This is a genomic window from Dyella kyungheensis, assembly GCF_016905005.1.
Taxonomy (GTDB): domain Bacteria; phylum Pseudomonadota; class Gammaproteobacteria; order Xanthomonadales; family Rhodanobacteraceae; genus Dyella; species Dyella kyungheensis.
Genome location: NZ_JADIKC010000004.1, coordinates 96,386 through 114,042, shown reverse-complemented (window position 1 = coordinate 114,042; position 17,657 = coordinate 96,386). Strand labels below are relative to the sequence as shown.

Sequence of the window (17,657 nt, the reverse complement as noted above, 5' to 3'; positions counted from 1 at the left end):
CGGCCCCGCCACCTTAGGACGCGGGGCGCCATTCAACAAGGGCGCCCGTGGTCTTCACCTGCACTGACGCAAGGCTGCGCGACGTGCCGCCGCAGCCATCACTCGATGATGAAAGCGCCGAACGCCACGCCCAGGTCCCAGCCCTTGCCCGTGCCGCTGAGCGCGAGCGAGACATTGCCCTTGGTCATCACGCGCGCACCCGCCGAACTGGCGGCACCCGCATGCACGCCCGCATCGGCGTAGTGACCCTTGATCTCGCTGATGTTGCCGATACCGGAGAACTTGCCGACGCCGTTGGTGATCTGGCTCTTGCCGAAAGTCAGGCCGCCGCCCTTGACGCGCAGGTGCACCGACATGCTCTGTCCGTTGTTGCAGCGAACAGTGCCGTTGCCGGTGGCCGTCTGATAGAACACCGACCAACCGGCGAGATTGAAAGTCATCTTGCACTCGAGGTCGGCGGCCTGTGCGGGTGCAGCGCTCATCCAGCCAGCCAACGCCAACACCGACGCTCCTGCGAACATCCGAACGTTCATCGCTTTTCTCCCTGGAAGTCCCCAGCCGCCGAGTGGCGGCGAGCCATGCATTGTGGCCATCGGCCGCCCTATCCGGCGTGAATGTGCCTTTCACCCGGGATGTACGTCAAAGCAAGCCGGCAAAGCAAACAATGCGAAACCCGGGCATCCCCTCTCTCTCCCCCGATGTCCCGGCCTTACCGCCCCGCCATCCTGTGCGGGGCTTTTTTTGTCCCGCATGCACGCTACACGAACGGCGATGGCAGGCTCTATGCTGGAGACGGACCGGGAATCGGGAGAACCGCCATGTCAGCCATCGACCTGCTGTTGCATCTGGACCATCTGGACCTCGACGTCGCGGCACCACGCGCCGCCATCGCCCTGGCGCAAAGGCTGGGTGCGCGACTCGACGCGTTGTATGTCGCCGACCTTCCCGCCACCGCTTTCAGCCTGCCCGAAGCCGTACCCGTGCAATTGGAGGAAACGCAGCGCCGGGTGGCCGAAGCGCAGACCCATGACGGCCAATGGCAGCAGACGCTGGCGGCACATGCCCTCAACGGCCAATGGCGCGTGACCCAGGGCGACACCGTGCAGGCGGTGAGCCAGGCCGCCTCCGGCTACGACATGCTGGTGATGGAACGCAGCCAGAAACGCAGCGACGCGCCGGTGGGTTTCGGCTCGGTATCGCGTTGCGTGTTCGCCAGTGGGCGGCCCGTGCTGGTCGTGCCCGACGTATCGTCCGTGCCATCGCTTGGCGCCAACATTCTGGTGGCCTGGAACGGCAGCCGCGAATCCGCGCTTGCGCTCGCCGCCGCCCTGCCGTTGCTGCAGAAGGCCGACCAGGTGCGCGTGCTCGACGGCAGTGACATGAATGCGGACATGTTGCCGGTACTGCCGCCGCCTGGACTGGCCGACTGGCTGCAACGCCACGGCATCGAAGCCCACATCGACACGCTCGACAGCGGACCCAGCCACGCCGCGGGTCCAGCCGTGCTGGAAGCGGCGCACGCCCAGGGCGCCGATCTGATCGTGATGGGAGCCTGGAGCCGTTCGCGGCTGGCGCAGATGATGCTCGGCGGCACCACCCGCCACCTCTTCATGCATGGCGATGTGCCGATGCTGGTGGCGCACTGAAAAATCCCGTTTCCGGGCGCTCCCGGAAACTCCGCACAGAATAGCCTTCCATACGGCCACTTGCGCAAGCCTTTTTTTGGGGCTTAGGCTGCAACCGCACCGACACGATCCCTCCGCGTCCCCACGCGGCGTGCACGGGCAACAACTCACATCGATACGTTACGTCAGGAGGTCGCTTATGTCGTCCGCAAGCCTGGCTGTACCCCGTCATGCCCGTCCGGACCAGGTCCGCATCGCCGCGATGAGCGTGGCGATCGCACTCAACCTTGCCGCACTGCTCGCCCTGATGCGCCCCATGGCCCCGCAATGGGCGGCGCAGGCGCAGCGCATCATCACCACGCCGATCAGCTGGATCACACCGAAGAAGGAGGTCCCCCCGCCGCCGCGCATCGAGCTGAAGAAACTGGTCGAACCAAAAACCGTCCCCCATCCTCAGCCCATAGCCCAGCCCTTGCCGGTGGCACCGCCGGTGGTGAATACCTCAGATGACGGCAGTGCCCCTGCGGTGGTGGCGCCGCCCACGATTGCGCCGCCCGCTGTCGACGTCACCAGCGCTCCGGTGGAAGCCACCCTCGCCTACCGTGCGACGCCGCTGAAATATCCCCCACAGGCGCTGCATTCGCGTCTCCAGGGACAGGTGATCCTGAAAGTGCTGGTGGACGAGAACGGCATGCCGCAAGACGTCGTGGTCGAACAAAGCAGCGGCTACACGCTGCTCGATCGCAGCGCCCGCGAGCAGGTGCTGAAAGGCTGGAAGTTCGAACCGGCCATGGTGAACGGCCGCGCCGTGCGGGCATGGGCCCGTGTGCCGGTGACGTTCAACTTGAACGAGCTGTGATTCGATCCGCCTAGGCGACGGCAACAAAAGGAAGGCCCGGCCTGCATCCAGTGGCAGGTCCGGGCCCTTCCACGGCAAACAGAGGCTCAGTGGACGTTCGCGGGGGCCGTCGGCGCAGGTCCGCGCGCGATGCGCACGATGGCCCAGATCACGGCCACCAGCACGATCACCGGCAGGCACAGCGGCAGCAGGGCCAGCGCCACCAGGGGCGCCGCGATCAACAGGGCGATACCGCCGAATACCACGCCGAGCACGGCGCCGACCACGCTGAAAAGAAAGCCGATCAGGCCGAAGGTGAGCTTGAACACCAGGCCGATCGTCGCGACCGCAAGCCATACACCCAGCACCAACATCAACAGCACGCTCATCGCAAACATGATGTCTTCTCCTGCCGGCGTCGCTGCCGGCGACCGTTGCGTATCGGGCTTTTGAGGCGCCCGATGCCACTTTCAAGGCCTTCTGGAAAGCATGCTGCGCTTTTGTGGCAAGCCGCGCATGTCGCGAAAGTCATGCCCTGCCGCATGCATGAATATGGCCTTCGGGTTACAGGACTTTAACGATACGCGTGCTGAACTGCGCGCCGGTTTCCATGAGTGACTTCGCATGGCCAAACACATGCAACACCTCAAGGCGCTGCGTGAGATTGCGTTTGACTATGGGGTGGGCGAGCACCCGGACCTGGCCTCGATGGCGAGGGAGTTGAGCCGTTCGGTCTATCAGAACAAGCCGGCGCTGGCCGGCGACCTGGCGGACCTGCGCACGCCCAACAAGGGTTTCGAACGGTGGCTGGTGGCCCGGCGCAGCAAGCCGGACATCAGCGTGCTGATCCTGGCGTGGCCCGCCAACCACACCACGCCAATCCACGATCACGATGGGCTGTGGGGGCTGGAGATGGCCCTGCACGGTGCGTTGGAAGTGGAATCGTGGGATCGCGACCCCGACGGAAAGATCCTACGAATGAGCGGCCGCGACTGGCTGGGCCCCGGGGACGTCACCTGGTTCGATGCGGACGATCGCCACGCCCACCGCTGCCGCAACCTCTCCCGGCAGGAAACGGCACTGTCGCTTCACGTCTACGGCGGCGATCTGGCACAGTACTTCACATACCAACAAGCTGGCGAGGCCGGCCAGTGGATCGCGAGCCCGCAGCGCAGCGCCCTCACCGGCCAGCTGTACGCTTGAAGCCACGCACGTAGAAACGCTTTTTTGAGGGAGTGGCATGTATCGACGGGTCGCCATCATCGGCGGCGGCGCTGCAGCGGCAGCGCTGCTGAGCGAGCTGCTGGAACGCCAGCTGCCGCAGCCGTTGCATCTGGACTGGTACACCGGCGGCGGTAACTCGCCGCGCGGCGTCGCGTATGGCACGCGGTCCGACAAGCATTTGTTGAACGTCCGCGCGGCGTCGATGAGCATGTTCGCTGCCAGGCCGCACGGTTTTCTCGAATTCGCCCAGCGCGGCGACAACAGCATCGCGGGTACCGACTTCCTGCCGCGCCGCCTCTATGGCGACTACCTCGAGACCCAGGTGGAGCGCGCGTTGGAGCGTGCCCGCGCAGCCGGACACGATGTGCGCGTGCTGCCCTTCGAGGTCGATGCGATCGTGCCGGAGCATGACGGCGTCAACGTCATCCATGGCGAAGACAGCGCGCGCGTCGACGCCGCCGTACTGGCCATCGGCTCGCTGCCGCCGCAGCCCCTGAGTGGCGTCAGCGATGCCGCGCTGGACAGCGGCCTGTACGTCACCGAGCCATGGAGCTTCCTGGCCCAGGCCAAGCCCGATGCGCGCCCGCGCAAGGTCGTGCTGATCGGCCTTGGCCTCACCGCGGTGGACGTGTTGCTGGAGCTCTCCGCGCTGTGGCCCAACGCCACCTTCGAAGCCATCTCGCGTCACGGCCTGTTGCCGGAGCCGCATCTGCAGCACGCCTCCGCACCCGCGGACGACAGCAGCGAGCTGATCGAAGCCATGCGCGACGAGCCGTATATCCGCACCTGGATCCGCCTGCTGCGCGAAGCGGTCGCACAGAGCGCCGACTGGCGCACGGTGGTCGACAGCCTGCGTCCGCACACGCCGTCGCTGTGGGCCCTGCTGCCGGAAGCGGAGCGTTCGCGCTTCCTGCGTCATGCGCGCTGGGCCTGGGAACGCGTGCGCCATCGCATGCCGCCGCAGGTCATGGCGGCCATGAAGGCGCTTGAGGAGGCCGATCGGCTGCATCGCCGTCGCGGCCGCCTGCAGGCCGTGGACGTGGCCGGCGACAAGCTGCACCTGGACATCCGTCGACCGCACGGCAAGGGCATCGAGACAATGGATGCCGATCTGGTGATCCAGACCGTGGGCCTCAATACGGACGTGCGCCGCACCCATCATCCGCTGATCCGCCAGCTGTCGACCAACGGCCATGCGACGGCCGACTCGCTGGGACTGGGCATCACGGCCAGCGCCGAAGGTCGCGTCAAACACGACGAGCAGACCTGGCCGCACTTCTACGTCATCGGCACCCTGCTTCGCGGCACGTTGTGGGAATCCACCGCCATGCCGGAGATACGTCAGCAGGCACGCAATCTCGCCGACCGCCTGTTGAAAAGCGAATAAAGAAAGGGAGCGCCAGGCGCTCCCTTTTTTATTGCGCTCGAGCGATCACCAACCGCTGAGCACGACCTTGCCGATGGTGCTGGCACTTTCGAGCTGTTGATGCGCACGCCGCAGATTGGCGGCATTGATCGTGCCCAGGTTCTCGCGCAGCGTCGTGCGCAACACACCCGCATCGACCAGGTCGGCCGCTTCGTTGAGCAGCTGGTGCTGCGCCTGCATGTCGTCGGTGTGGAACAGCGAGCGCGTGTACATCAATTCCCAGTGCAACGAGAGGCTCTTGGGCTTGAGCAGGGTGATGTCGAGCGGCTTGGCCGGATCGTCGATCAAGGCCAGTTTGCCCTGCGGCTTGAGCAGCTCCACCAGCTTGGCAAAGTGCTGCTCGGTGTGGGTGAGGCTGAGCACGTCGTCCACGCCCTGCGGCGCCACTGCCTTCACCGCGGCGAGCAGATCGCCGTGATGATCGACCACGTGATGCGCACCCAGCTCCTTCACCCAGCTCTGCGTGTCTTCACGCGAAGCGGTGGCGATCACCGTGGCGTTGGTGAGCCGGCGCGCCAGCTGGATCGCCATGGAACCCACGCCGCCCGCGCCGCCCATCACTAGAATGACGCGATGACGCCCGCCGTTGCCGCGCGGCACGTTGAGCCGGTCGAACAGCAACTCCCACGCCGTGATGGTGGTGAGCGGCATCGCCGCGGCCTGGGCGAAATCGAGCGTGGAGGGCTTTCGCCCGACGATGCGTTCGTCGACGAGTTGCATCTGCGCATTGCTGCCGGAGCGATCGATGGCGCCCGCGTAGTACACGGCATCGCCCGGCTTGAACAAGCTGACGTCCGCTCCCACCGCGACCACCGTGCCCGAGGCGTCCCAGCCCAGCACCTTGTCGGCACCTGCCGGATCTGTGCGCTTACGCACCTTGGTGTCCACCGGATTGACCGAGATGGCCTCCACCTTCACCAGCAAGTCACGCCCCTGCGGGACGGGCTCGGGCAGCTCGACGTCGAGCAGGCTCTGCGGATCGGTGATGGGCAAAATCTGCCGGTATGCAACGGCTTTCATGCAGCTCTCCTGGCGAATGCAAAGTATCAGGGAATGATCTTGCGCCGACGAAAGTCGTCAAACAGTCGCGTGAACATGGCTTTTGTCTCGACGTGCTCGTGGAAACCGAAACGACGGGCCTTGGAGCCGTCGCCGAACATGTCGTAATCCCAGGAAAACACGAAGTCGGCAAAACGCCAGGACGATACCTCGGCATACGCATGCGGCGCGAGTCCATGGCGCTCGCCCATGGCGCGCCATAGCGGCTCCTTGTCCGCCATCACCGTGTCCAGTGACAACGGCAGCGGCGGTGCCACGTCCAGCGCGAAGTAATCGGCGATGAAGGGCCACATCTCGTTCCAGCGGAACAGGTCGCCGTTGGTGATGTTGAACGCCTGGTTGGCGCAATTCGGTTCGGTGGCTGCCCACACGGTGGCGCGCGCGAGCAATCCCGCGTCGGTCATCTCGACCAGATGATCGTAAGCGCCCGGCTTGCCGGGGAAGCGCAGCGGCAGGCCAAGCTCCTTGCTGATCGATGCATACACGGCAATGGCGAGCGCAAGATTCATCGGATTGCCCAGGGCAAACCCACCCACCACCGCGGGACGAATCGCCGACCAGCTCCACGCCTTGCCCTGCTGGCGCTGTTCCAGAAAACGCTGCTGGTCGTGCATGAATTCCGGCGGCATGAAGGCCGCATCGGTTTCGCGCGCGGGCGTCTTGAACGGTCCCAGGTGTCCGCCGTAGACCTTGTAGCCCTGCATCAGGCTGATGTGCCGCAGCTGCCTGGCGACCGGCTCGAGCGTGTCGACCACGTTCACCAGCATGGCGAGATTCGGCGGCACCAGTTCGGCCCAGCTGGGGCGGTCCTGGTAGGCCGCGTAGAACACATGCGTCACGTCGCCGAGCACGCCGAGCTTGTTGCGTGTGTCTTCGATATCGAGCAGATCGACCGCGACATGGCGCACGCGGCCGGCATCGGTGCCGCCGCGGCGCGACAGGCCGATCACCTGCCAGTTCTCGAGCGCCGACAGATGATCGATCAGGTTGCGGCCAATCACACCCTGAGCGCCCACCACCAGGGCGACGTTCGCTTGCTTGGTCATGTCGTTCCTTCCAATGATCGAATCAGGCACCGACGGCGCAGGCCGCCACACTGGCCGTACGACGACGTTCGAGCGCGGCGCTGGCCAGCGTCACCAGCAAACCGAGCAAGGCCACCACCGCGCCCGCCACGCTTACCGACGGCAGCCCCAGGCCCATGCCGATCATCGAGCCGCCGATGAACGCGCCGATGGCGTTGCCGAGATTGAAGGCGGCGATATTGAGCGTGGATGCCAGGTGCGGACCCTCGCTGGCCTGCTGCACCACGCGCATCTGCAGCGGCGGCACGGTGGCGAACGCCGCCACGCCCCATACGAAAACGGTGACGACCGAGGCGACGGTGTTGTGCATGGTCCACGCGAACACCAGCATGATCAGCGACAGCAGCACCAGCACGCCGACCAGCGATGGCATCAAGCGCCAGTCGGCCAGACGGCCGCCCAGCATGTTGCCGACGGTGGTGCCCACGCCGAACAGGATCAGCACCCAGCCGGTCGCGCCGACGCTCACGTGCGACACCTGCTGCAGGATCGGCGCGATATAGGTGAACACGGTGAACACGCCGCCAAAGCCGAGCACCGTCATCAGCAGCGCCAGCAACACCTGCGGCTGGCGCAGCACGCCCAGTTCGCGCTTCATCTGCGGCGACGGCAGGTCCGGCAGCGACGACACCAGGCGCCATACGGCGATGGCCGCCACCACGCCCAGCCCGGTGACGGCCATGAAGGTGGAGCGCCAACCGGCCCACTGGCCCAGGAAGGTGCCGAACGGCACGCCCAGCACGTTGGCCAGCGTGAGGCCGGTGAACATCAGCGCGATGGCGCGGGCGGCCTGCCCGCGCGGCACCAGATGCGAAGCCACCACGGCGCCGATGCCGAAGAACGAACCATGGCAGAACGCCGCCACCACACGCGCCACCATCAGCACGCCGTAGTTGGGCGCCACCGCGCACAACGCATTGCCGAGGATGAACAGGCCCAGCAACAACAGCAGCGCATTGCGGCGCTCCATGCGGGCCGTCAGCGCCGCCAGCAGCGGCGCCCCGGCCGCCACCCCCAGTGCGTAGCCCGAGACCAGCAGGCCGGCGGAGGGAATGCTCACGTGCAGATCCGAGGCCACCTCGGGCAGCAGGCCCATGATCACGAACTCGGTGGTGCCGATGGCAAACGCCGCCACCGACAAGGCGAGCAAGGCCAGACGGGAGGTCCCAGCGGCTGTATCGCTGCGCCCGGTGGGAAGAGGAGCATTCATGGGGAAAGGTCCCTGAAGGAAACGGGCGCCACTTTGCGCCTTGTGAACCTTTGCGGGAATTGAGCAAACTAGAGAGGCATCTTTTCCTGAAAGTTAAAGATGCACGCGGCGAGGCCCTCGCCGCCTCCACCGGGGCATCCGCACGATGGTCGATTTCGAAGACATGCGCCTGTTCGTTCGTGCCGTGACCGAAGGCAGTCTGTCGGCTGCCGGGCGCGAACTGAGCCTGTCCCCCGCCGCCGCCAGCAAGCGCCTGACCCGGCTGGAGACGGCGCTGGGCGTGCGGCTGCTGCAGCGCAGTTCGCGGCGGCTGGTGCTCACCGAGGAAGGCACGATCTATTTCGAGCGCTGCCAGGCGATCATTGCCGACGTGGACGACGCCAACTCGGCCGTCGGCCTGCGCCAGCTGGAAGTGCGTGGACAGCTGCATCTGTCCGCCTCGGTGGACATGGGGCGCCAGTACGTCGGCCCGATCGCCGCGGACTTCGCCGAGCGACACCCGCAACTCCACCTGCGCATCACCAATTCCGACGCCATGCTGGACCTGTTCGAATACGGCGTGGACGTGGCGGTGCGCGGCGGCAGCATGGTCGATTCGCGCCTGGTATCGCGCCTGCTGGCGAACAACTTCCGCGTGCTGTGCGCGTCGCCGGAATACCTGGAACGGCACGGCCATCCGCGCACCGCGGACGAGCTGCAGCACCATCGCTGCCTGATGTTGCATCGTCCCGGCCACGGCGTGCTGCCGTGGATCGTGCAGTCGCCCGATGGCCCCCGTCCATTGCGGGTGGAAGCGGCGATGACCTGCGACAACGGCGACCTGATGCGTACGCTGGCCCTCGCCGGCCATGGCATTGCGTTCAAGGCCGCCTGGGATATCGCCGAGGACGTGCGCGCCGGCTTGCTGGTGCCGCTGAAGAACGAAGTGTTCCTGCCCGACGCCCACATCTATGCGATCTACCCCAGCCGCGCCTACCTGCCGGCGCGCATCCGCCTGTTCGTGGATCATCTGCAGCAGGAACTGAAAGCGCGCGAACACGATGTGCTCGATACTGTGCGCGACGCCATGCGTTGACGATAGGAGGAACGCCATGTCGGACCGGCTTCGCCACTCCACCTTTGGCCGCACCGCATGCTGACCACCATCGTCGGCACGCTGGTGCTGATCCTGCACATCGCGGGCGTGCTGGCCGCAATGCACGCGGTGATGAATACGCGCACGCCGCAAGGCGCGTTCGCCTGGGCGCTGGGCCTGGTACTGCTGCCTTACATCACGCTCATTCCCTATCTCTATCTGGGGCGCAGCCGTTTTCACGGGTATGTGGACCTGCATCGCGCCCGCCGCGACCAGATGCACGCGCTGGCCAGTGAGCAACTGGACAACGGCTCCGCCTCGCAGGAACTCAACGAACGCTACGGCGAGATCGCGCAGATGCTTGGCGCGCGCTTCCACAAGGGCCAGCGGCTGCAGTTGCTGGTGAATGGCGACGACACCTTCGAGGCCATTTTCGCTGCCATCGCCACGGCGCAGCGCTGCGTGCTGGTGCAGTTCTTCATCTTCCAAGACGACATGCTGGGCAAGCGCATGCTGCAGGCGCTGATCGACCGTGTGCGCGCGGGCGTGGAAGTGTGCGTGCTCTACGACGGCATCGGCAGCCACGCGTTGCCGCACGAATACGTGGAGACGCTGCTCGAAGCCGGCGTGGGCGTGCATTCGTTCGCCACGCAGCGGCGCAGCAATCGTTTCCAGCTCAATTTCCGCAACCACCGCAAGATCGTGGTGGTCGACGGCACGCGCGGTTTCGTCGGCGGACTCAACGTGGGCGACGAGTATCTCGGCTTGTCGCCGCCACTATCGCCATGGCGCGACACCCACCTGGAAATCGAAGGCCCCGCGGTCGCCGACCTGCAACGCAGTTTCGCCGAAGATTGGCATTGGGTGACCGGAGCCCTGCCGCCGCTGCTCAAGCCCGGCCCTGGCCACGGCACGGCGCATACCCTGATCGCCGCCACCGGTCCGGCCGACCGGCAGGAAACCTGCTCGCTGTTCTTCGTTTCGCTGATCCATGCCGCGCGACGCCGGCTATGGATCACCACGCCGTATTTCGTGCCGGACCAGGCGGTGATGGCGGCACTCAGGCTTGCCGTGTTCCGCGGCGTGGACGTGCGCGTGCTCATCCCGTCGATTCCCGACCACCGCACGGTGTTTCTCGCCACCAGCTTGTACGCGCACGACGCCGTGCTGGCCGGCATTCGCGTGTTCCGCTATCGGCCCGGCTTCGTGCACGAAAAGGTGCTGCTGGTGGACGATGACACCGCCGTGGTGGGCAGCATGAATCTCGACAATCGCTCGTTCCGCCTCAACTTCGAGATCGCCGCACTGAACGTGGATGCGGACTTTGCCAATCAAGTCGAAACCATGCTGTGCGACGACTTCGAACACGCCTACGAAGTCACGGTGGCGGAGTACGAGGAAGCGTCCTATGTGCGGCGGCTGGCCATGCACGTCGCACGGTTGTTCGATCCGGTGCTCTAGCCGTTCGCCTTGTTGCCGTAGACGAGATAAAGGCCACCCGTGAGCACCACCGCCGCGAGCGACATCATGGCCGCCACCACGAACATCGGCCCGTAGCGTCCGCCCGAGGCGATCCATCCGCCCAGAGGACCGGTGACGCCGAGCGCCACATCGATGAACACCGAGTACGCGGCCAACGCGGCGCCCCGATTGCTGCCGCTGACGCGCTCCACCGCCACCACGCCCAGTGCCGGGAAGATCAGCGAAAAGCCGATGCCGCTCAGGGCCGCACCCAGCATCGCCACGCCAGGATGGTTCGCCATCGCCAGCACGATCAGGCCCGCGCATTCCACCAACAGCGAGACCATCGCGGTGCGATAACCGCCGAAGTAGGCGATGGTCCAGCCCAGCACCAACCGCACGCCCACGAAGCACACGCCGAACACGCTGAGCGTGGGCGCGGCGCCGGCCCAGCCCTGGCTCGCGTAGTACAACGTGATGAAGGTGGCGATGACGCCGAAGCCCACCGAGCCGAGCGCCAACCCCATGCCGTACGGCGCCACGCGCCCGAACACATGATGCATCGGCATGCGTTCGCCGCCTTCGACACGGACGGCGGGACGACGCCAGGCCAGCAGCAGCGCCAGCAGCATCAATGCCACCGCTGCCACGCCGATGCTGGCGAAGCCCGCCGCATGGGTCAGCACCACGCCGAGCGGCGCGCCCACCGCCAGCGCGCCATAGGTGGCGATGCCGTTCCACGAGATCACCTTGGCGGTGTGCTCCGCCCCCACGCGACCGATGCCCCACATGATGCAGCCGGTGGCCACGCAGCTTTCGCCCATGCCGAGCGCCAGCCGCGCCACCAGCATCACGCCCACCGAGGCGATGCGCGATTCGCGCAGCAAGGCGGCAGCGATCATCAGCAGGCCGCTCACCGCGCAGGCCAGCAGGCCGATCAGCGCTGTGCGCTTGGGACCCGCCGTGTCGGAGGTACGCCCGGCAAAGCCGCGGCTCAACAAAGTGGCCACGTATTGCGTGCTGATCACCAGGCCGGCGAGCACCGCGCCGAAGCCCAGGTCGTCGTGCACGAACGGCGGCAGCACCGCCAGCTGCATGCCGATCACCAGATAGGCCAGGAAGGTGAAGAGCACGATCTGGACGATGCGCAGGGTCAACGGCGTGCCGCTGTCGCCCGGTTCAACGTGAGTAGTCATGGATCCAACATCGGGGGAGGAATCGATTCGCAGAAGTCGTCGGCGCAAAAGGGGGAACGCCGGCGACGCGCGTTACAGGGAGGAACGTCGCCGCGAGACCAGCAGCCAGCCAATGAAGACGCCCACGGCGACGCCGACGAATTCGAAGAACACGCGCGCGCCCAAGTTGTCCGGGTCATGCACCTCGGCCAGCCGCACCTTCAACAGCTGCAGCGACTGCACGCGGCCGTAGTTGAAATAGACCAGGTTCCACATATCGCTGCCGCCGGCCAGGATCACGCCACCAAGGCAGGCCCAGCCGACCTCTACACCCAGGCCCCAGCCTTGGCTGCGGCCGAACAGATGCAGCAGCACGAACGCGACCAGGCCGATGACCAGGGCGATGGCGCCGGCCTCCAGCGCACCCACGATGCCGTACCCCATCCACGACTGGTCGAAAAACATGCGCTGTTCCGCTGATTGGCTGGAGCTCATTATGCCTGCGACGGCGCCGCGACTGGGCTTCGGGCGGGTCTGCTGCAGGAAATTTCCTACTCTGAACGCTGTCTATGCCTGACAAATCACTCGTCGAACGCGTCACACCACAACTCCCTCCGGCCGACTAGACTTTCCGGCGCAACCTTTTACGAAACCTGACGCGACCATGCGCCCATGTCCATGAGCCCAGCCCCATGAAGCCAGCTATCCGTAGCCGCGCCGCCCTCATCCTGGTCGACGTCCAGCCGGACTTCATGCCCGGTGGCGCGCTCGCCTGCCACGAAGGGGACGCCATCGTCCCCGGCATCGACCAACTGCTGAAGCGGAACGTGTTCGATCACGTGGTGGCCACCCAGGACTGGCACCCGGCCGGCCATATCTCGTTCGCCACCTCGCACCCCGGGCGCGAGCCGTTCGACCGCATTCCGCTCTACGGTCATGCGCAAACGCTATGGCCGCCGCACTGCGTGCAGGAGACGCCGGGGGCGGCGCTGCACCCGTCGATCGACTGGTCGCAGGTGGATACGGTGATCCGCAAGGGCGACGACCCCTGCGTGGATTCGTACAGCGGCTTTCGCGAGAACCACGGCCCGCGCGGCAAGCGCCCGACCACCGCACTGGATGGCTGGTTGCGCGAGCAAGGCGTGGACGAGGTGTATGTCTGCGGGCTGGCGCGAGACGTCTGCGTGCTGTGGACTGCGCAGGACGCGGTGGAGCTGGGCTATCGCACACACGTGCTGTGGGATCTCACGCGCCCGGTGTCACCGGAAACGGATATCCCCACGCTGCTTCGCTTCGAGAACCTCGGCGTGAGCGTGATCGATTCGTCCGCCCTGGCCTAAGAGCCTGTTCAAGGTCTCTGTCGTTTCAGCCTTCGTTTTCGGAGGCGACACTAACCAACGGGTCGCCATCCTCATCGAAGCTCACACTGATGTTGATGGGACGGCAGCAGACCTGGCAGTCCTCGATGTAGTGCTGGCTGTCGGCGGAGCCATCGACGAGTATTTCGATGGCCTCGCCGCAGTAGGGGCAGTGGATGAAGACTTGATCGAGCATGACGCCCTCCTCTGCTCGCCTGTTCAGACCATCGCTCAGCGCTTGGCCAGCGACAGCGACGATCCCCACTTGTTCACTTCCACCAGCGCGGTTTCACCGGCGGCCAGGTTGGTCTCGACGTGTGCATCGTCATCGGCCTGGTGGCACGCGCCGGAGTTTCGCAGCGCTACCGTGTGCGCCCCGCTGGGCAGATAGAACGTGGCCTGCTCGCCGGTTTCCAGCTGTGCGGCGAACTTGTCGTCGACCAGCACCTGGCTGGAGCAACCGGCGCCGAAGTAACCGTTGCTGCGCACGATCTGCAGCGTGGCCGTGCCATCGCCCGGCGCCTGGTAGAGGAACTGGCGATTGGACACCACGTCCTTGATCACCTTGTCGTGGTCGTTGGTCACGCCGCAGCCGGCCAGCGCCACCAGACCCAAGGCCACGCATACTGCACCTGCCGCGCTCTGCATGATCTTCATCGCCGCACTCCATCTTTGGACAATCAGCATCGCCAATGGCCGATCAATCGGTTGTGAAACGCTCGCCTAGGCCGCCGGCGGTTCCCATGCCGACGGTGCCAGGATGCGGAACCAGCCTTCGCGCGCGGTGCGCCGGGCGAGCTGCAGCAGCGCCTTGTCCTTGCTGAGCAGGCATTGAGCCCCCGCCGCAAGCGCCAGCTCGAGGAATTTCTGGTCGTCCGGGTCCGTGCAGCGCGGCAGCTTCACCTCCGGATGTGGCGTCATGGCCGCTTCCGGCAACCGCGCCACGGCGCCATCGAACGCCGCCATGGCCTGCCCGCGCGCCGCCTCGGCGAGGCCGAACTGGGGGTATTTCAGCACCGCCAGCCATTCGGCGCGGCAGGGCTCGTCCACCACCGCCTGCACCAGGCCTCGCTGCAACGCATCCCGGAGGCGCTCGCAGGCAGGGTCGCGGAACACGAAAAGATCGAGTGCGACGTTGGTGTCGAGGACGAGCCGGGGTACGGAAATGGACATGGCGCGCATGGTGGCACAGCCACCCGGTTAAAATGGCGGCCCTACTCCGTGGAACATCGACATGACCGAACGCCTCTTCGACCACTACTCGGTCCACACCACGGCGGTTGCCGAGGGTTCGCGCTTCACCGCCTGCATCGTGGTCACGCCCCGCGGACGCAGCGGTTTCCCGGTGTATTTCGCGATCTGCGAGAACCGCAGTTTCCGCGAGCAGGCGCAGGCTGAAGAAGCGGCCGACAAGGCGCTCGCCGCGATCGAATCGCTGGAAGAGGACGGCACCCCGGTGTTCCCGGAAGGCTATACCGGCTTCGACGACGAACCGCCTGCGGCATGACCGCACTGAAGTACCTCGGCGGTTATCCGCCGGCCCTGCTGGACAAGGTTCGTCTGCTGATCGAACGCGACGAGCTCGGTGCGTATCTGGAAAAGCGCCATCCCGGCCGCCACGAGGTGCAGAGCGACAAGGCGCTGTATGCCTATACCAATGCCTTGCGCCAGCAACACCTGCGCAATGCGCCGGGCATCGACCGCGTGTGGTACGACAGCAAACTGGACGTGATCGGCAAGGCGCTGGGCCTGCACACGGCCATTTCGCATGTGCACGGCAGCCGCCTGAAGGCGCGCAAGGAAATCCGCATCGCCGCTCTGTTTCGCGATACGCCGCCGGAATTCCTGAAGATGATCGTGGTGCACGAACTGGCGCACCTGAAGGAGGCCGAGCACAACAAGGCGTTCTACCAGTTGTGCGAATACATGCAGCCAGACTATCACCAGCAGGAACTCGATCTGCGCCTGTACCTGACCTGGCGCGACCTGCAGGCCACACGCTCCGCGTGATCCCCGCGTGCCGCGATAGAATCGCCACGCCCCTCACCCGCTCGGAATCGCTCCATGCGCGCTCGGTTCCAACAGTGGCTCAACCGCCCTCGCACCATCCAGATCGGTGGCCGCCCGTTCGTCAGCGAGGGCCTGACGCAACGCATCTGGGACGACATCTACCACTTCGCGCTGACCATCCGCTGGCCGACCTTTTTCGGGCTCGCGGCGGCCGGTTTCCTGGCGCTCAACACCGTGTTCGCCGCGCTTTACCAGCTGGGCGACCACGCCATCGCCAACCAGTTTCCGCGCAATTTCGCCGGCGCTTTCTTCTTCAGCGTGGAAACCCTGGCCACCGTGGGCTATGGCGACATGCACCCACAGACGCTGTACGCGCACATCGTGGCGACGGCCGAGATCTTCGCCGGCATGTTGAGCATCGCCCTGGTCACCGGCCTGGTGTTTTCGCGCTTTTCGCGTCCGCGCGCCAAGATGCTGTTTGCCGATCATCCGGTGATTCACCTGGTGCATGGCAAGCACACGCTGATGATACGCGCGGCCAACGCACGGCAGAACGTGATTGCCGAAGCCTCGGCCAAACTGCACCTGCTGCTGCGCGAAACCTCACCCGAAGGTTTTCGCCTGCGGCGTATCCACGACCTCAAGCTGATGCGCGACCGGCATCCGGTGTTCACGCTGAGCTGGAGCCTGATGCACATCATCGACGAGAGCAGTCCGCTGCACGGGCTGAGCCGCGAGGAACTGGCCAGTACCGAAGCCACGCTGATGCTCTGCATCGAAGGCATCGACGAAACCACTTCGCAATCCATGCTGGCGCGGCGCCAATGGAGTCATCGCGAGTGGCGCTGGAACCACCGCTACATCGATCTGGTGCACGACGACGAACAGGGCGTCAGCCACATCGACTACGGCGTGTTCCATCATGTGCTGCCGGTGCAGGAAAACGAGGACAGCGAGCGCTTCTGACACTGCTCAAAGCGTAAGCAGCACCTTGCCGATGGCCGCGCGGCTTTCCAGGAAGGCATGCGCAGCCGCACCCTCGCGCAGCGGGAAGCGCGCAGCGATCTGCGGCTTCAGCGTGCCCTGCCTGATCTGCTGGAACAGCGCCGCCGCCCGTTCGCGGCGCGCTTCCGGGCCGGTGAGCACATTCCACAGGTCGCCACCGGTCAAGGTGAGCGAGCGATCCATCAGCAGGCGCGGATCGACCGGGTCCGGATCGCCCGCCGCCATGCCGTAGAACACCACGGTGCCGCCGATGCGGGCAGCGGCAAGGCTGTCCGCCAGGGTCCGGCCGACCGAATCGTAGACCACGTTCGCGCCATGCCCGCCGGTGAGCGCGCGGGTGGCTTCCACCCAGTCCTGGTAACCCACGGCCACATCGGCGCCCGCGGCGATCACGGCGTCGCGCTTGCTTTCGCTGGACGCGATGCCCAGCACCACCGCGCCCAGCGCCTTGAGCATCTGCACGAGCAGCAGGCCCACGCCACCGGCCGCCGCGTGCACCACCGCCACGTCGCCGGCACGCACGACGAAGCTGTCCGAGACGAGGTATTGCGCGGTCAGGCCTTGCAGCAGGACGGCGGCAGCCGTGTCGGCATCGATATCGTCCGGCAGCGGGATCAGGCGATCGCGATCCACGGCCACCAGTTCGGCATTGGCATGAGCCATGTCGGCGAAGCCCACGCGCCTGCCCGCCGGGAACTGGCTGTCGCCGGCCACCGGCAGTTCGACCACGCCGGCACCTTCGTAGCCCAACACCCAGGGCGCCGTGCCGCTGAGGTGGTAGTTGCCGTTGCGCCGGTACACGTCGGCAAAGTTCAGGCCGACGCTCTGCATCCGCACCAGCACTTGGCCCGGGCCCGGCTGCGGGTCGGGACGCTCGGTCCAGCGCAGCACGTCGGCAGGGCCAAAGCGGTCGAAAGTGAGTGCGTGCATGAGGCGGGTCCGGGTCGAGGCGTCGAGAGAATGACAGGTTTGGCTGCCCCGGCTCGGGCGGTACAGCAAAAAAATGTGACGAACGGTCCCTTTTCCTTACGAGAAGCTGTATTTTTAGTCAACGCAACGCGAAATCACGCGTTAATCACCGTCACTGGCCATTAGGTCGGGCCATT

21 protein-coding genes are annotated in these 17,657 nt (G+C 65.8%); 10 read left to right on the top strand and 11 right to left on the bottom strand.

Annotated elements, in window-relative coordinates:
- Positions 1-98: 98 nt before the first annotated feature.
- Complete coding sequence (locus ISP20_RS10450; RefSeq protein ID WP_204636039.1) at positions 99-533, bottom strand: hypothetical protein; 435 nt, start codon at positions 531-533, stop codon at positions 99-101.
- A 285-nt stretch (positions 534-818) separates the two neighbouring features.
- Here ISP20_RS10450 and ISP20_RS10445 point away from each other — a divergent pair, with 285 nt between their 5' ends.
- Entirely contained in the window at positions 819-1,646 is an 828-nt protein-coding gene (locus tag ISP20_RS10445; RefSeq protein ID WP_204636038.1) for a universal stress protein, read from the top strand.
- Between the two features lie 178 nt (positions 1,647-1,824).
- Positions 1,825-2,484 (top strand): energy transducer TonB, encoded by a 660-nt coding sequence (locus tag ISP20_RS10440; RefSeq protein WP_204636037.1) that lies wholly within the window; start codon positions 1,825-1,827, stop codon positions 2,482-2,484.
- Positions 2,485-2,570: 86 nt separating this feature from the next.
- On the opposite strand, the gene ISP20_RS10435 is transcribed toward ISP20_RS10440, so the two are convergent.
- Positions 2,571-2,861 carry a hypothetical protein gene (locus tag ISP20_RS10435; RefSeq protein WP_204636036.1) on the bottom strand — a complete coding sequence of 97 codons (291 nt, stop codon included), beginning with the start codon at positions 2,859-2,861 and terminating at the stop codon, positions 2,571-2,573.
- A 226-nt stretch (positions 2,862-3,087) separates the two neighbouring features.
- Here ISP20_RS10435 and ISP20_RS10430 point away from each other — a divergent pair, with 226 nt between their 5' ends.
- Positions 3,088-3,666 carry a cysteine dioxygenase gene (locus tag ISP20_RS10430; protein ID WP_204636035.1) on the top strand — a complete coding sequence of 193 codons (579 nt, stop codon included), beginning with the start codon at positions 3,088-3,090 and terminating at the stop codon, positions 3,664-3,666.
- A gap of 37 nt (positions 3,667-3,703) precedes the next feature.
- On the top strand, positions 3,704-5,074 hold the full coding sequence (locus tag ISP20_RS10425; protein ID WP_204636034.1) for an FAD/NAD(P)-binding protein: 1,371 nt from the start codon (positions 3,704-3,706) through the stop codon (positions 5,072-5,074).
- 45 nt (positions 5,075-5,119) lie between these two features.
- Here the strand turns inward: ISP20_RS10425 and ISP20_RS10420 are convergent, their stop codons facing one another.
- The 3 genes from ISP20_RS10420 to ISP20_RS10410 are packed head-to-tail and all read right to left on the bottom strand — an operon-like array spanning position 5,120 to position 8,467.
- Complete coding sequence (locus ISP20_RS10420) at positions 5,120-6,133, bottom strand: zinc-binding alcohol dehydrogenase family protein (RefSeq protein ID WP_204636033.1); 1,014 nt, start codon at positions 6,131-6,133, stop codon at positions 5,120-5,122.
- A 26-nt stretch (positions 6,134-6,159) separates the two neighbouring features.
- Entirely contained in the window at positions 6,160-7,218 is a 1,059-nt protein-coding gene (locus tag ISP20_RS10415) for an SDR family oxidoreductase (RefSeq protein ID WP_204636032.1), read from the bottom strand.
- 22 nt (positions 7,219-7,240) lie between these two features.
- The gene (locus ISP20_RS10410) at positions 7,241-8,467 is read right to left on the bottom strand and encodes an MFS transporter (protein WP_204636031.1); all 1,227 of its coding nucleotides are present in this window, start codon (positions 8,465-8,467) and stop codon (positions 7,241-7,243) included.
- A 145-nt stretch (positions 8,468-8,612) separates the two neighbouring features.
- Here ISP20_RS10410 and ISP20_RS10405 point away from each other — a divergent pair, with 145 nt between their 5' ends.
- Together ISP20_RS10405 and cls are read left to right on the top strand one after the other, a co-directional pair.
- Complete coding sequence (locus tag ISP20_RS10405; protein ID WP_204636030.1) at positions 8,613-9,542, top strand: LysR family transcriptional regulator; 930 nt, start codon at positions 8,613-8,615, stop codon at positions 9,540-9,542.
- Positions 9,543-9,599: 57 nt separating this feature from the next.
- The gene (gene cls, locus ISP20_RS10400) at positions 9,600-11,003 is read left to right on the top strand and encodes a cardiolipin synthase (protein WP_204636029.1); all 1,404 of its coding nucleotides are present in this window, start codon (positions 9,600-9,602) and stop codon (positions 11,001-11,003) included.
- Here the strand turns inward: cls and ISP20_RS10395 are convergent.
- Together ISP20_RS10395 and ISP20_RS10390 are read right to left on the bottom strand one after the other, a co-directional pair.
- The gene (locus tag ISP20_RS10395; RefSeq protein WP_204636028.1) at positions 11,000-12,199 is read right to left on the bottom strand and encodes an MFS transporter; all 1,200 of its coding nucleotides are present in this window, start codon (positions 12,197-12,199) and stop codon (positions 11,000-11,002) included. The two genes, cls and ISP20_RS10395, sit on opposite strands and share 4 nt — an antisense overlap.
- A 72-nt stretch (positions 12,200-12,271) precedes the next feature.
- Positions 12,272-12,643, bottom strand: coding sequence for a hypothetical protein (locus ISP20_RS10390; protein ID WP_204636027.1), 372 nt, complete (start codon positions 12,641-12,643; stop codon positions 12,272-12,274).
- 227 nt (positions 12,644-12,870) lie between these two features.
- Here ISP20_RS10390 and pncA point away from each other — a divergent pair, with 227 nt between their 5' ends.
- Positions 12,871-13,518: a bifunctional nicotinamidase/pyrazinamidase gene (gene pncA / locus ISP20_RS10385; RefSeq protein WP_204636026.1), complete on the top strand. Its 648-nt coding sequence runs from the start codon at positions 12,871-12,873 to the stop codon at positions 13,516-13,518.
- A gap of 25 nt (positions 13,519-13,543) precedes the next feature.
- On the opposite strand, the gene ISP20_RS10380 is transcribed toward pncA, so the two are convergent.
- The 3 genes from ISP20_RS10380 to ISP20_RS10370 form a co-directional block, all read right to left on the bottom strand.
- Positions 13,544-13,732: a CPXCG motif-containing cysteine-rich protein gene (locus ISP20_RS10380; RefSeq protein WP_204636025.1), complete on the bottom strand. Its 189-nt coding sequence runs from the start codon at positions 13,730-13,732 to the stop codon at positions 13,544-13,546.
- 35 nt (positions 13,733-13,767) lie between these two features.
- A complete protein-coding gene (locus ISP20_RS10375) occupies positions 13,768-14,193 on the bottom strand; it encodes a hypothetical protein (RefSeq protein ID WP_204636024.1) in 426 nt (141 codons plus the stop codon).
- Between the two features lie 66 nt (positions 14,194-14,259).
- Entirely contained in the window at positions 14,260-14,718 is a 459-nt protein-coding gene (locus tag ISP20_RS10370; protein WP_204636023.1) for a putative toxin-antitoxin system toxin component, PIN family, read from the bottom strand.
- Between the two features lie 52 nt (positions 14,719-14,770).
- Between ISP20_RS10370 and ISP20_RS10365 the strand changes: the two genes are divergently transcribed.
- From ISP20_RS10365 to ISP20_RS10355, 3 genes are read left to right on the top strand one after another with little or no spacing between them, the layout of a single operon-like run.
- Positions 14,771-15,043 (top strand): hypothetical protein, encoded by a 273-nt coding sequence (locus ISP20_RS10365; RefSeq protein ID WP_204636022.1) that lies wholly within the window; start codon positions 14,771-14,773, stop codon positions 15,041-15,043.
- On the top strand, positions 15,040-15,546 hold the full coding sequence (locus ISP20_RS10360; protein WP_204636021.1) for a M48 metallopeptidase family protein: 507 nt from the start codon (positions 15,040-15,042) through the stop codon (positions 15,544-15,546). Before ISP20_RS10365 ends, ISP20_RS10360 begins: the two co-directional genes overlap by 4 nt.
- A 54-nt stretch (positions 15,547-15,600) precedes the next feature.
- A complete protein-coding gene (locus ISP20_RS10355; RefSeq protein ID WP_204636020.1) occupies positions 15,601-16,512 on the top strand; it encodes an ion channel in 912 nt (303 codons plus the stop codon).
- A 6-nt stretch (positions 16,513-16,518) separates the two neighbouring features.
- On the opposite strand, the gene ISP20_RS10350 is transcribed toward ISP20_RS10355, so the two are convergent.
- Complete coding sequence (locus ISP20_RS10350) at positions 16,519-17,481, bottom strand: quinone oxidoreductase family protein (protein ID WP_204636019.1); 963 nt, start codon at positions 17,479-17,481, stop codon at positions 16,519-16,521.
- Positions 17,482-17,657 lie beyond the last annotated feature (176 nt).